Here is a 14,022-nt window from a genome sequence, read left to right on the forward strand (position 1 = left end):
TCTTGTACCTGGGGTCTAGTGGCTGGGTTTGAGGGTGGGCGGTATTTCCTGAAGCGTCTCGGCGGTCTGCGGCATGCCCTTGATCGCGTTGAGCTGTTTGCGGCCAACTGCTGCCAGGACGGCGGCAATAATGCCCCAGATCACGGCCACGACGACGGCGGACCATCCCAGCCCCATCAGCGTTCCCAGCGCCCACCAGAGGGCAAGGGAGAGGAAGAGGAGGACGAAGTGGCCGGCGACGCCGGCCCCGGCCAGCATCCCGGTGCCCTTCCCGGCCCGGGAGGCTGACTGCTTCAGTTCCGCCTTGGCGAGTTCCACTTCCTGGCGCATCAGTGTGGAGATGTCCCGGGTGACGTCGCCGAGCAGGTCGCCCAGCGACGTTGCGTCGGCCTTGGCGTGCGCCTCTGTCGGAGGCGTCTCAGGTAACTGGCTGCTCATCGCTGCCCCCCACGGAGGGGATCATCGCGGTACGGGTCGTCTTCCGGCCGGTCCCCCGTGAGCGGGGATTCAGGAATGCGGTCGCCGGCCAGGGGGTCATCCGACCACTGGTCCCGCTGGGTTCCGTCATCCGTCAGGGGGTTCGGCGGATAGGTCTCCTCCACGAAGCCGTCCGAGCCGGCCCCGGCGCCTGCGTAGTCACCCCCGGCGCCCACTCCGGCCCCCGTCATCCCGGTCCCTGTCAGGCCTGCGGTGGTAACGCCCGGTCCCGGCAGGTCAACAGGGGGCGGCGGAACAGCCGTTCCGGCGGCGGGCCGGTATGTGCCTGCCCCTCCGCTGTAGGAAGCGGTGGTCGATTCCGGTGCCCCTGCGCTGAGGCTGCGGGTGAGCCGGCCAGCCAGGATCCCGGCTCCGGCTGCCAGCAACAGGAAGGTGCCGGGACGCTGCCGGGCGAAGGACTTCACCTCGTTGAGCAGGGAACCCGGGTCCCGGCCTTCGAGCCAGGAAGCCACGGAAGCGGACCGGTCTGCTGCCTGGCGGATCAGGTCGCTGGCCACCCCGGGCTGATCCGAAGCGTTCGCCATGGTGCGGAGTTCACCCGAGATTGAATGAAGGCCCTGGGCCACTTTTTGCTGCTGCGTGCCGGCCTGGTCCGTGAGGTCCGACTTGGCTTGGTACAACAGGTCCTTGGCATTGGCCTTGACCTCGCCGGCAACGTTGGCTGCCTCGGCCTTGGCGGTTTGGGCAACCTGCTGGGCTGAGTCCGTAGCCTGGCGGGTCACTTCCCCTGCCTCATTTTTGGCCGCATCAGTCTTCGACGGTGTGCCCTCCGCTGCGCCGTAAGGGGCTGCAGGGTAGTCGGCATCTGTTCCCGGCGCAGCCGGATCGGCCGTTTGCTTTGTGACCCCAGTGGTGCCGAAGCTCCCGCTCTGCGGCCATTGGTTCTCTGTCATCTTCGCTCTCTCTTTCCAAGAAGGTCGGCTGCTGATCAAGAACCAGCAATTACTGGCCTTAAGATAGTAAGCATGATTACTATCGAATGGTAAGTACCCTTGGCAAATCAGTTGGGAATGATGCTGAAAAGTCATGCAGGACAAGGGTTTTCCGCGGCCAAAATTTCCCGGCCGGTTTTCCCGCTTACGACGTGGCGCGCGGTTTCAACGGCGGCGAAGCTGTCCTCCCCCGACCCTTGCCCAGCCCTTCGATCACTTCCCGGATGGCATCCAGCGAGGAAGTCCGCGGCTCCCACCCGAGTACATCCCTGGCGCGGGTCGTGTCCATGATCGGAGCACCCTGCGCCATGGCAATCCACCCGGCATCCGTGGGCTGCAGGCGAAGCCGCCAGCTCAGGTCCGCCGCAGCGCGCAGCAGGGAGAACGGAACGGGAAGCCAGCGCTTTGCATGGACAATCTTCGCCACCTCCAAGGCGGTAACGACGGGTTCCGCCGCGATGTTGAAAGCGCCCGGGGCCCGGCGTTCGATCACCCTCCAGTAGGCGTCGGCGACGTCGTCGGCATGGACCGCCTGGAAGGCAAGGTCCGGGGGGACCGGCATGATTGGCAGCGTCAGGCGGCCCGGCACGAGCTTCGGGAGAAGGCGGCCGAGAAAATAAAGGCCGACTTCGCTGCCTGCTTCAGCCTGGAAGATGAGTGCGGGCCGCAGCCGTGAGACGACGATGTCCGGATTTTCAGCGGCGAACCGGTCCAGGAGCTCTTCCTGTTCGGCCTTGTGCCTGCTGTAATGCGATTCCGGAATCCCGGTGGCCGGCCAGTCTTCGCTCCTGCGTACGTCTTTGCCGGAGCTTTTATAGGCACCAACAGAGGAAGCGCACACGATGTGGCTAACGCCCGCTTCTTTGGCTGCCCGGAGGACGTTCGCCGTCCCGGTGACGTTTGTCCGGTGCAGCACGTCCAGGTGTCGGTTCGGCTGGATCAGCCACGCCAAATGGACCACGGCGTCAACGCGGGAGAAGGCAGCGCGCAGCAGCCCGCCGTCGTCGTCATCTTCGATGTTCAGCGAATGCCATTCGACGCCGATGTACGGCGGGGCAGAGGAGTCCGGCGACCGCCTGCCTATGCCCACAAGTTCGAGCCAGCCGGGGCGTTCCTCCCGCTGTTGCTGGAGGCGCCGCAGCAGGGCGGTCCCCGCATTTCCACTGGCACCCACAATTGCTATCCGCATGGCTGACCATCCTTTCCGTTAAGCCGGAAATCCGTTAATCCGGAAAGCCAGCCGGACCCGGGTCGACGGCCGTCCGGTGCCTCTTTGGGGGTCGCTCCCAACGCTACCGGCCATTGTGCAATAAGCAACCTTATGGTTTTCTTCTTCTAAGTCTTGCCACGGGCTTCTGGCCGCTCCGAAATACAAAGGAACGAACCATCATGGCGCAATTCCAGCAAACGCTCCTCATCAGCCACCCTGAAGCGGACAGCCCTCCTGAACTGCATGGGCCGCCGGCACCTCGGCGGCATGCCGGCCAGATCCGGCGAGCCTTCGAAAGCCACCTCGTACTCGACCACCTCAATCTGGCGGAAGCCTTGGCCGCACGCTTTCAAGCCCGCGGCCGGGACCGCGAGGACCTCAACCAGGTTGCGTACCTAGGCCTCGTGAAGGCCGCACAGGGCTTCGACGCCGGCCGGGGAACCAGCTTTGCGGCGTACGCGGCGCCCACCATCACCGGCGAGCTTAAGCGGCATCTCCGCGACCGCTGCTGGATGATCAGGCCGCCTCGCCGGATCCAGGACCTGCGCACCGAGGTGCTGCGCTCCGAGCAGGCGTTGACGCAGGCGCTGGGCCATCCGCCCACCGCCGGAGAGCTGGCCATTGAGCTGGACGTGCCGGCGTCGGAGGTAAGGGAGGCGATGGCCGCGGCCGCCAGCATGCGCCCGGAGTCCTTGGACGCCGTCGAAACCGACACTTTTGAGCCACGCAGGCACGAGTCCCCATTCGCCCACGCTGCCGCGCTCCAGGACAATCCGCTGGACCGGCTGGAGGAGCTCATCTGCCTCAACCAGGCGATCCACGTGCTCAGCAGCGAGGACCAGGAACTGCTCTACCGGCGCTATTTCTGTGAGGAAAGCCAGGCCGAGCTGGGCCGGCGGTTCGGCGTCTCCCAGATGCAGATTTCGCGGCGCCTGTCCCGGGTCCTGGTGCGGCTGCAGGAGTTACTGCAGGATGGCGCGGCAGCAGCGGACTGCACTCAACCGAGCCCGGGCGCACGGACGGCGGCCCGCACATCCGCGGAGCCGAAGAGGACAAGCGGTCCGAACAGGACATAGCACCTGCTGTTCACCGGAAAGTCCCGCTAACTCAATGACCCAACACGGCTCCCGCCGTCGTCCTTCCGTGCCCGCAAGACCGCCGCTCCGGGCGACTATTCCACGCAAGCCTGAACTGGCTGTTTGATCCGGCCTTCTAGGGGGAACAAGGTGAATATGGGAAGTTTCAGTTTTCGAATACCCAAGGCGGTGCTCTTCGACCGGGATGGCACCCTGGTCCATGACGTCCCCTACAACGGCGACCCCGACCTGGTGGCACCCGTGCCCAGGGCCCGGGAAATGCTGCAGGAACTCCGCGCACGCGGCATTGCCACCGGCGTGGTCAGCAACCAGTCCGGGATAGCCCGCGGCCTGTTGTCGCGCGGCCAGGTGGACCGCGTCAATGCCCGCATCGATGCCGTCCTGGGCCCCTTTGATGTCTGGGAAGTCTGCCCCCACGGCGAGGAGGACGGCTGCAGTTGCCGCAAACCGGCCCCCGGAATGATCCTCAGCGCCTGCCGCCGTCTCCGGGTCGAACCTCAAGAAGCGGCCTATATCGGGGACATCGGCAGCGACATGGAAGCCGCCGAAGCCGCCGGGGCGCGCGGGATCCTGGTGCCCACGCCGGAGACCAGGAGAGCCGAGGTGGCCGCGGCCCGGGAGTACGCGGCGGACCTGGTGTCTGCTGTGGGACTCCTGCTGGGCATGGCTCCGGTGGGGAGCCGTCCGTGACGCGGGTGCTGGTGGCCCGGCTGGACAGCGTGGGGGACGTCCTGCTGGCCGGTCCCGCCGTAAGGGCCGTAGCCAACGGCCGCAGGGCCGGCGGCGGTCCCGCCAACGACGTTGTGTTCCTCTGCGGGCCGCAGGGCAACGCTGCCGCTTCGCTGCTGCCCGGGATCTCCGAGGTCTACAGCTGGCAGTGCCCTTGGATCGTCAATCCGCCCCCGCCCGTTACTGCGGAGAACCTGGACCGGCTGGTTGCCTTCATCCGCAACTCGAGGATCACCGAAGCGGTCATCCTCACCTCCTTCCACCAGTCACCCCTCCCGCTGGCACTGCTGCTTCGGCTGGCAGGAGTGCGTTACATCGCCGGGGCATCCACTGACTATGCAGGGTCGCTGCTGGACGTCCGGCTCCGGCCCGGCGAGGACTTCCCCGAGGACCAGCCGGAAGCCGAGCGGGCGCTGGGCATCGCGCGGGCGGCAGGGTTCACCCTGCCGCCCGGTGACGACGGGCGGCTGAGGGTCAGCGAGCCGCCCGACGTCCGCGAACTCGTGGGGGAGGGGCCGTACATCGTGGTACATCCCGGTTCGTCGGCACCTTCCCGGGCGTGGCCGCCGCTGCACCATGCCGCGGCCGTGGAGCTCCTCGAGGGCGCGGGCCACCGGGTGGTGGTGACCGGCGGGCCGGACGAAACGACACTGACCGCCACCGTGGCCGGCCCCTCAGCCCTGGACCTCGGCGGCCGGACCGACCTCCGCACCCTGTCCGGAGTCATCGCCGGTGCCAGTGCTGTGGTGACCGGCAATACCGGGCCGGCCCACCTGGCCGCCGCAGTGGGCACCCCGGTGGCCTGCCTCTTCTCCCCGGTGGTTCCCGCCATCAGGTGGGCGCCTTACGGTGTGCCGCTGGAACTCCTGGGCGACCAGAACGCGCCCTGCAAACTGAGCCGGGCCAGGGAATGTCCGATACCGGGGCATCCTTGCCTGGCGTCCGTGTCTCCCGAGCAGGTGGTGGACGCGGTGGAACGGCTCATCAGCGGAGTGACTTCGCTGTCCACCCGACGGAAGGTGCGGCACAAATGAGGATTTTGCTCTGGCATGCCCACGGTGCCTGGACTGATGGTTTTGTCCGGGGACCGCACGAATATCTCCTGCCCGTGGCCCCGGGAGGAGGGCCCTGGGGGCTGGGCCGGGCCGGCCGGGACTGGCCGCACGCGGTCCGGGAGGTTGCCCTGGAAACACTGGACCCGGACAGCATCGACGCCGTCGTGCTCCAGCGCCCCGAGGAAATCACCGAAGTTGCCCGGGCCACCGGACGGCGGCCCGGGGCTGACCTGCCCGCAGTCTTCGTTGAGCACAACACGCCCAAGGGCGATGTTCCCTTCTCCCGGCATCCGCTCGCTGACCAGCAGGAGATACCGGTGGTCCACGTCACGCACTTCAACCAGCTTTTCTGGGACTGCGGGACGGCTCCCACTGTGGTGATCGAGCACGGCATCCACGACCCCGGCTACCTGTACACCGGAGAGCTGCCGGAGCTGGGCGTAGTGGTCAACGAACCCGTGCGGCGGGGGAGGGTCACCGGCACCGACCTGCTCCCGCGCTTTGCCGACGCCGCGCCGCTGCGCGTTTTTGGCATGGGCGGGGAAGAACTTCCCGGCTACTCGGGACTGCCGCCCTCCCGGCTCACAGTCGGCGGCGACCTTCCCACAGCCAGGCTGCACAGCGAACTGGCCCGCTGCCGCGTATACATCCATCCACTCCGCTGGACCTCCCTGGGACTGGCGCTGCTGGAAGCCATGCATCTGGGCATGCCCGTAGTGGCGCTGGCCACCACGGAAGCAGCCCGCGCCGTCCCGCCCGCTGCCGGGGCGATTTCAACTGACGTTGATGCGCTGGTCCGCGAGGCGGAGCGCCTGGTCCGGGATCCGGAGGAGGCCAAGGAACGCGGCAGGATTGCCCGCGAGGTTGCCTTGGAGCGTTATGGCCTGGGGCGCTTCCTCGACGCCTGGGACGCCCTGTTGGATGATGTGCGCTCCCGGCGTTTCCGCACAGCACAAGTCCTAATCCCGGCGCGAGAAAGGAAGCTCCCGTGAGGATCTCCATGGTTTCTGAACATGCAAGCCCCCTGGCTGCACTCGGCGGGGTGGATGCGGGGGGCCAGAACGTCCACGTCGCAGCACTGTCCATTGCCTTGGCCCGGCGCGGCCATGATGTCACCGTTTACACCAGGAGGGATGACCCTGAGCTTCCCCGGGAAGTCCTGATCCGGCCCCGGCTGAAAGTGGTCCATATAGATGCCGGCCCGGCAAGCCACGTACCCAAGGACGCGCTTCTGCCGTACATGGACCGGCTGGCCGAAGGGATAGCAGACGACTGGGGAGCCAGGCCGCCCGACCTGGTGCATGCGCATTTCTGGATGTCCGGGCTCGCCGCCCTGGACGCCGGCCGGAGGCCCGGCGGAGCAAGGGTGCCGGTGGTGCAGACGTTCCACGCGCTGGGCACGGTCAAACGCCGGCACCAAGGTAGCGAAGACACCAGCCCTTCGCAGCGCCGGTGGCTTGAACCGGCGGTGGGCCGGTCCGTCGACCGCATCATCGCCACGTGCTCGGACGAAGTCTTTGAGCTGAAGGCTATGGGAATCGATCCGGCCAAGGTGTCGATCGCCCCGTGCGGGGTGGACCTGCAGCTGTTTGCCGCGTTGGGTGCGCCGGCGCCGCGTCCCCGCGCCCACCGGATCCTTTCCGTGGGCAGGCTCGTTCCGCGCAAGGGAGTGGACCTCGTCATCCGGGCGTTGCCGCTGCTCCGCGAGGCGGGGTTCGACGACGTCGAACTCCTGATTGTGGGTGGCGGGGGCGATGCCGCCGTCACGGGAGCTGACCCGGAGGCGCGGCGGCTGTCGGAACTCGCCCGCGAACTCGGCGTGGAGAACCAGGTGACCCTCCGGGGGCAGGTGCCAAGGGAGGACATGGCGGGGATCCTGCGCAGCGCCGATGCCGTGGTGTGCGCCCCTTGGTACGAACCGTTCGGCATTGTCCCGCTGGAGGCCATGGCGTGCGGCGTTCCGGTGGTGGCTGCCGCCGTCGGCGGACTGACGGACAGCGTGGTGGACCGTGGCACCGGGCTTCTGGTGCCGCCGCAGGATCCGTCGGCGATCGCCGCGGCCGTGGCGGAACTCCTTGCTGATCCGGACCTCCGCGCTGAACTGGGGCGGGCCGGCCAGCAACGGGCCCGCACACGGTTCTCCTGGGAACGCGTAGCGGCAGAAACGGAAAAGGCCTACCAACTGACCCTCGCGGGAAGCGCGGGCACCCTGCTGGAACCGATGGAAGGAGCAGCACTATGACTACCGAATGGCCGCTTCGCACCGACGAACTGCCGGCATTGCTGCCGCTTCTTGCGGGCACCGAGGCACCGGCGATGCCCGGCCTGCCCGGAGATCCCACGCGACCGGACTCTGTGCACGCCGTCCAGGCGCACTTGGACAACGTGCTCCCGGCGCTCCAGTCGCTCAGCCGGCAGTCGTACCATCTCGCGGCCTGGGGCGAGGAGCTGGCCCGCCGGCTGCTGCGGGGGCAACGGCTCCTTGCCGCCGGCAACGGCGGTTCCGCTGCGGAGGCCCAGCACCTCACGGCGGAACTCGTGGGAAGGTTCGACGGCGAACGGGTGCCGTTCTCGGCCATCTCACTGCACGCGGAAACTTCCGCCGTGACGGCCATCGCCAACGATTACGGCTTCGATGAGCTTTTCGCGCGGCAGGTCCGGGCCCACGGCCGCTCCGGTGACGTGCTCATGCTGCTCTCAACGAGCGGGAAAAGTCCCAACCTCCTGCGGGCTGTTGACGCGGCCAGGCGGCTGAATGTCACCACCTGGGCCCTCACCGGACCTGCCCCGAACCCCCTCGCCGAGAGGTGCGATGAAGCCGTGGCCATCGACGCCCTCTCAGCCAATGCCCAGGAGGGCCACCTGATTGCACTGCATGCGGTCTGCCGGGCGTTCGATGCCGAAGTGGCCAGGCGCGGAAGGACTGCAGCTCCTGAAGGCGGGCTGCCATGAAGATCGTAGTGGTCGGCGACGTCCTGCTGGACGTCGATATTGACGGTGAGGCCACCCGGCTCTGCCCCGACGCCCCGGTCCCGGTGGTTGACGTTTCCGCTGTCCGCCGCCGGGCCGGAGGCGCCGGGCTCGTAGCCCGAATGCTGGCCGGGGACGGGCACAATGTCACCCTGGTGACCGTCCTGTCCGACGACGACTCGGCGCGACACCTGGAGCGGGCATTGGACGGCATCACGGTGGTGGCGGGATCCTCCGGGGCGCCCACACCCGTCAAGACGAGGGTCCGCGCTGAAAGCCACCCCGTGGTCCGGTTCGACGAGGGGTGCGAACGGCCCCCCGTTCCCGAGGTGACCCGGGCAATGCTGCACGCACTGCAACGGGCCGCCGCGGTAGTTGTTGCCGACTACGGCCGCGGGCTCACCGCCAACAGGGAACTCAGGGCAGCCCTGGCGGCGCTGGCCCCGCGCATCCCCATCATCTGGGATCCCCACCCGGCCGGAACAGAACCCGTTCCCGGCGTGTCCGTCGTGACGCCCAACTTCACGGAGGCCCGAAGCATGGCGGGCCGTTTGGCCGTCGGTCAGGAACCGCCGGCCACCGGGCAGGAATCCCCGGCCGCCGGACAGGCGGCGTCGGGACCGGCTGGCGGCCGCGGCGCCGACGCTGCCGAACAGCTGGCCACTACCCTTCGGGAAGGGTGGCGGAGCAAGGCAGTGATGGTCACCATGGGCAGCCAGGGGGCCATCCTGGTGCAGGACGACGGCGCGGCGCCCCTGCCCATTCCGGCGCCACAGACCACCGTAACCGACCCCTGCGGGGCCGGAGACCGGCTGGCGGCAAGCCTCGCCGTGCACCTGTTCGAGGGCCACACCCCGGACGTTGCCGCAGTTCTGGCTGTCCGGGAAGCTGCCTCCTTCCTGCGCAATGGCGGGGTGTCGACCATGGGCGACGAACCGCAGCCGGTCAAACTCCGCGGGCACGACACCGACGCCCTTGCCCTGGCCCGCAACGTCCGTGAGGCCGGCGGGATCGTGGTGGCCACCGGGGGCTGCTTCGATCTGCTCCATGCCGGCCACGCACGGGCCCTGGCCACGGCGCGGAGCCTGGGCGAGTGCCTGGTGGTGTGCTTGAATTCCGACGATTCAGTGCGGCGGATCAAGGGCCCGGAGCGGCCCATCATCAACCAGGAGGACCGTACCGAGCTGCTCCTTGCCCTCGAATTCGTCGACGCGGTGCTGGTGTTTGACGAGGACACCCCGGAGGCCTGCCTGAACGCGCTCCGCCCCGACATCTGGGTGAAGGGCGGGGACTACGACGTCACGGAGCTGCCCGAAACTGCCCTGGTGGAGAGCTGGGGCGGCCGGTGCACCACGGTGCCGTACCACCCGGCGCGGTCCACCACCGACCTTGCGGCGGCGCTGTCCCGCGTCAGTTGACGGGCCGGTCAGTTGACGGGCCGGTCAGCTGACGTTGATGGGGCGGCTGACCGGCGCTTCAAGCCGTAGCACTTACAAGATCCCCGATCATCCACGAGAGGAACACTATGACTGAACAAACTTTCCCTGCAGGTCCCTACACTCCCGGCCGCGTGCTGGTCACCGGAGGCGGATCCGGGCTTGGCGCCGCCGTCGTCGATGCGGTGCTGAGGGCGGGCGGTACGCCCGTGGTGCTGGACCGGGACATCCGGAACGTCTCGGCCGCAAAAGCCTTCGAAGTGGACGTTGCGGACCGCGAAGCAGTCGCCCGGGCCGTGCAGCAGGCGGCGGAGACGCTGGGCGGGCTGGACGCCGTGGTGACGGCTGCCGGAATCGACCGCTGCGGCAAGCTGGAGGACGTCCCGGCCGAAGACTGGGAAAAGGTGGTGTTCGTGAACCTGTTCGGCACCGTGTCGGTTGTCCGCGCCGCCCTGCCCTATCTGAAGGAGTCCAGGGGAAGGGTGGTCACGGTCGCCTCGACGCTGGGGAAGCGGGCGCTGCCTGAGGCGTCGGCCTACTGCGCCTCCAAGTTCGGTGTGGTGGGGTTCAGCCACGCCTTGGCCGCGGAAACCGGTGGCGAGATCGGCGTGACCACCATGATTCCGGGCGGGATGAAGACCCGGTTCTTCGACGACCGGGCCGAGCAATACAAGCCGCAGGACAATTCCCGCTTAAATGACCCCGCAAACGTGGCCAACGCCATCCTCTTCGCGTTGTCCCAGCCCCCGGGGTGCGAGGTCCGCGAGATGCTGATCTGCCATGAGGACGAAGGGTCGTGGCCTTAGGCAGCCTGAGCAAATCCAACCGTCCTGCCCCGGACCAGCCCCCTGAAAATCATCGGCAGGAAGTGTGTAAGCCTGCCTCCGCGGGGGTATGAAAATCGTCATAGGAGGCCTCGGCGCAGCCTGCCCGTTATAGGCGGCAGGTGCTGTCAGCGCCGCGGCCGTCTTTGGAAGGAGTTCCCATGTCTGCGATCGTTCACCGTGTCCATGACCGTGACAAGGAAGTGATATTGATCCGCGACCCCCGCACCGGTGAGGAGGTGGGTTCCCTGCCGGAAGCTGAACCCTTGGCGATCCGGCGGGCAGTGAATGCCTCACGGGCGGCCCTTCAGCTGTGGGCAGCGACGCCCCCGGCTGAGCGCGGGGCAGCTCTTCGCGCCGCGGCCAGAGCCCTGGAAGGAGCCGCGTCGGCGCTGGCCGAGCTGAACAGCCGGGAGACCGGGCGTCCCGTGGCCGAGGCCAAGGAGGGGATAGCCGCAGGGATTTCCACGCTGGAACAGTACGCCGAACTGGGCCCGCTCCACCGCGGACACAGCCTCCGCGGCCATCCCCTTGCGTCCGATTACACCGTCGCCGAGCCCCGTGGAGTGGCAGTTGTGCTCACGCCATGGAACGACCCGGTAGCTGTTACCTGCGGCCTCATCGGTGCCGCCCTGGTCACTGGAAATACGGTGGTGCACAAGCCCAGCGAACGGTGTCCGCACCTGGGTGCCATGCTTGGGGACGTTGTGGCGGCAGCCTTCCCGCCCGATGTGCTGATTACCCTCACCGGCGGTTCCGGTGTGGGCGCCTTGCTGACAGAGCAGGCCGGGGTGGATGTCGTGGCGCACGTCGGGTCAAGCGAGGCCGGCGCCCGGATCTCCAGGGCTTCGAACCTGACCGGGGCTCACGTCATCCGGGAAAACGGCGGTAACGACCCGCTGCTGGTCGACGAAGATGTGGACCCTGTCTGGGCCGCGGAACAGGCGGTTATCGGGGCCTTCAGCAACAGCGGACAGATCTGCACTGCCGTGGAGCGGATCTACGTGCATCAAGCCATCGCGGAGCCTTTCTGCGCGGCCTTGGAGAAGGCTGCCCGGCGCCGCAACCGGGACGGCAGCCTGGCGCCGTTGGTGGATGTCCGCATGCGGGATGCAGTCCATCGCCAGGTGGAGGAAGCCCTGGAGTCAGGTGCACGCGCAGTGGAGGGCGGAGCGGTCCCGTCAGGACCGGGTGCGTTTTATCCGGCCACGGTCCTGCTTGACTGCACGGCGGAGATGGCAATCATGACCGAGGAAACTTTCGGACCGGTGGCACCCGTGCAGGTGGTGGACAGCTTTGACGAAGGTCTGAGACTTGCCGCGAAGGGCCGGTACGGCCTTGCGGCAACGGTATTGACGGGCAGCATCGCGCACGCCCAGCAGGCAATTGCCGCGCTCCCGGTAGGTACGGTGAAAATCAATGAGGTGTTTGGCGGAGCGCCCGGCGGCGCAGCCCAGCCACGGGGCGATAGCGGCCATGGTTTTGGCTACGGGCCTGAGCTCCTGGACGAATTCACCCGGGTCAAGGTCGTCCATATCGCCGCTCCGCCGGCGGGCACAAACGCAGGCGGCACAACCGCGGGTGGCGCGGCATGAGCCCCGCCGCCGAGCCGGGTGACCAGGCTCCGCCGGCCGACCAGGCCCCCGCGCCTGACCAGGTTTCCGCGCCTAACCCGGCTGCGCATGACCAGGCTCCCGCGCCTGACCAAGCTCCGTCCGCAGACCAGGCTCCGCTGGCTGATCAGCGCGGCCTGGCCGACTGGCTGCCCGGGCGGCTGGCCGCCGTCGCGCCGTCAGTAACCGTCGTCGGCGATGTCATGCTTGACGGCTGGTGGAACGGCTCCATCGAGAGGCTCTGCCGGGAGGCGCCGGCACCGGTGGTGGACATCACCAGCCGTGCCTTCGCGCCGGGCGGTGCCGCGAATACCGCCATGAACCTGGCCGCGCTGGGTGCCCGGGTCCGCATCGCCGGCGTGGTGGGCTGCGATGATGCCGGGAAGGAACTGCGGCGGCAGCTTCGCGCCGCGGGCGTGAATGTCAGCCACCTGCACGAGCACCCGGACATGGTGACCACCACCAAGACCCGCATCAGCAGTGCCGGCCAGGTGCTGCTGCGGTTCGACGACGTGGTGCGGAAGGTGCCGAAGGATGCCCTCGCGGCGCTCGCCCTTACCCTCCCCTCCGCCCTGGAGGGACAGGACGCCGTGGTGGTGTGCGACTACGGCACCGGTGCCCTGGCCGGACCGGTGGGGGAGGCCCTGAAGACTGCGCTGGCAGGACGGCGCGGGGGCCCGATCACTGTGGTGGACGCCCACGATCCGCGTGGATGGGCGGCCCTGCAGCCGGATCTGGCCACCCCGAATGCGCTGGAAGCGGCCAGAATCCTGGGTGTTGCGTTGCCGGCGGGCGGGGACCGTGCTGCTTTCCTCGCCGAGCACCGGAAAGAACTCGCCGAAGCCACCGCCGCCCGCGCCGTGGTGGTCACGCTGGACCGGGACGGAACCGTGCTGCTGCCTGCCACCGGTGATGCCCACCGGACCTGGGCACGGCCGGCAACCGAGAAACAGGCCTCCGGCGCGGGGGACACCTTCGTGGCTGCACTGACGCTGGCGCGGGCATGCACTTTGCCGCTGACCACCAGCCTGGACCTGGCGCAGGCGGCTGCCGACGTCGTCGTCCATCACGCCGGAACATCCGTCTGCAGTTCAGCGGACCTCACGCGGTACCTGGCGAGCTTCGCCGATACCGCCCTCAGCGCCGATGAACTGGCCCGGCACATCCAGGGCGACCGCGCCGAGGGGCGGCGGATCGTTCTGACCAACGGCTGCTTTGATGTGCTGCACCGGGGCCACACCCGCTATCTCAACCAGGCCAAGCAGCTCGGCGACATCCTGGTGGTGGCACTGAACAGTGACGAGTCGGTGCGCCGGCTGAAGGGGCCCGGCCGACCGATCAACACCGTCGCGGACCGGGCTGCGGTGATCGCCGCGCTCAGCTGTGTGGACTACGTGACGGTGTTCGACACCCCCACGCCCATCCCGCTGATTGAGAAGCTCCGCCCCGATATCTATGCAAAAGGCGGGGACTATACGCCGGAGATGCTGGCAGAAACCGAAGCCGTCGAGCGCTGCGGCGGCCAGGTCAGCATCCTGGACTATGTGGCGGACCTGTCCACCACCGCCGTCGTCAAGCGGATCCGCAATGGTGAGGGCGCCGCGTTCGGTGGGGCGCCGGTCACTTAGGGTTGATGCATGAGCAATGCGATGGCCGGC

13 protein-coding genes are annotated in these 14,022 nt (G+C 68.1%); 10 read left to right on the forward strand and 3 right to left on the reverse strand.

The window, feature by feature from the left end; all coding sequences use genetic code 11:
- Nucleotides 1–15 precede the first annotated feature (15 nt).
- The 3 genes from J7I92_RS02220 to J7I92_RS02230 form a co-directional block, all read right to left on the reverse strand.
- A complete protein-coding gene (locus tag J7I92_RS02220) occupies nt 16–438 on the reverse strand; it encodes a phage holin family protein (RefSeq protein WP_214836761.1) in 423 nt (140 codons plus the stop codon).
- Entirely contained in the window at nt 435–1,391 is a 957-nt protein-coding gene (locus tag J7I92_RS02225) for a hypothetical protein (protein ID WP_214836764.1), read from the reverse strand. Before J7I92_RS02225 ends, J7I92_RS02220 begins: the two co-directional genes overlap by 4 nt.
- A gap of 184 nt (nt 1,392–1,575) precedes the next feature.
- A complete protein-coding gene (locus J7I92_RS02230; protein WP_214836767.1) occupies nt 1,576–2,619 on the reverse strand; it encodes an NAD-dependent epimerase/dehydratase family protein in 1,044 nt (347 codons plus the stop codon).
- A gap of 200 nt (nt 2,620–2,819) precedes the next feature.
- Between J7I92_RS02230 and J7I92_RS02235 the strand changes: the two genes are divergently transcribed.
- From J7I92_RS02235 to rfaE2, 10 genes are all read left to right on the forward strand, one after another.
- Complete coding sequence (locus tag J7I92_RS02235) at nt 2,820–3,716, forward strand: sigma-70 family RNA polymerase sigma factor (protein ID WP_214836770.1); 897 nt, start codon at nt 2,820–2,822, stop codon at nt 3,714–3,716.
- A 156-nt stretch (nt 3,717–3,872) separates the two neighbouring features.
- Entirely contained in the window at nt 3,873–4,427 is a 555-nt protein-coding gene (locus J7I92_RS02240) for an HAD-IIIA family hydrolase (protein ID WP_214836773.1), read from the forward strand.
- A complete protein-coding gene (locus J7I92_RS02245; protein WP_214836776.1) occupies nt 4,424–5,500 on the forward strand; it encodes a glycosyltransferase family 9 protein in 1,077 nt (358 codons plus the stop codon). Before J7I92_RS02240 ends, J7I92_RS02245 begins: the two co-directional genes overlap by 4 nt.
- Nucleotides 5,497–6,513 (forward strand): glycosyltransferase, encoded by a 1,017-nt coding sequence (locus J7I92_RS02250; RefSeq protein WP_214836779.1) that lies wholly within the window; start codon nt 5,497–5,499, stop codon nt 6,511–6,513. Before J7I92_RS02245 ends, J7I92_RS02250 begins: the two co-directional genes overlap by 4 nt.
- The gene (locus tag J7I92_RS02255) at nt 6,510–7,763 is read left to right on the forward strand and encodes a glycosyltransferase (RefSeq protein ID WP_214836782.1); all 1,254 of its coding nucleotides are present in this window, start codon (nt 6,510–6,512) and stop codon (nt 7,761–7,763) included. Before J7I92_RS02250 ends, J7I92_RS02255 begins: the two co-directional genes overlap by 4 nt.
- Nucleotides 7,760–8,473, forward strand: a complete 714-nt coding sequence (locus J7I92_RS02260) for an SIS domain-containing protein (RefSeq protein WP_214836784.1) — start codon at nt 7,760–7,762, stop codon at nt 8,471–8,473. The genes J7I92_RS02255 and J7I92_RS02260 overlap by 4 nt, the downstream gene beginning before the upstream one ends.
- Complete coding sequence (locus J7I92_RS02265; protein ID WP_214836787.1) at nt 8,470–9,909, forward strand: PfkB family carbohydrate kinase; 1,440 nt, start codon at nt 8,470–8,472, stop codon at nt 9,907–9,909. Before J7I92_RS02260 ends, J7I92_RS02265 begins: the two co-directional genes overlap by 4 nt.
- A gap of 107 nt (nt 9,910–10,016) precedes the next feature.
- On the forward strand, nt 10,017–10,733 hold the full coding sequence (locus J7I92_RS02270; RefSeq protein ID WP_214836790.1) for an SDR family oxidoreductase: 717 nt from the start codon (nt 10,017–10,019) through the stop codon (nt 10,731–10,733).
- Nucleotides 10,734–10,912: 179 nt separating this feature from the next.
- The gene (locus J7I92_RS02275; protein WP_214836793.1) at nt 10,913–12,346 is read left to right on the forward strand and encodes an aldehyde dehydrogenase; all 1,434 of its coding nucleotides are present in this window, start codon (nt 10,913–10,915) and stop codon (nt 12,344–12,346) included.
- Nucleotides 12,343–13,992, forward strand: coding sequence for a D-glycero-beta-D-manno-heptose 1-phosphate adenylyltransferase (gene rfaE2 / locus J7I92_RS02280; RefSeq protein ID WP_214836796.1), 1,650 nt, complete (start codon nt 12,343–12,345; stop codon nt 13,990–13,992). Before J7I92_RS02275 ends, rfaE2 begins: the two co-directional genes overlap by 4 nt.
- Nucleotides 13,993–14,022 lie beyond the last annotated feature (30 nt).

It is taken from the genome of Arthrobacter sp. ISL-72 (assembly GCF_018613755.1).
Taxonomy (GTDB): domain Bacteria; phylum Actinomycetota; class Actinomycetes; order Actinomycetales; family Micrococcaceae; genus Arthrobacter.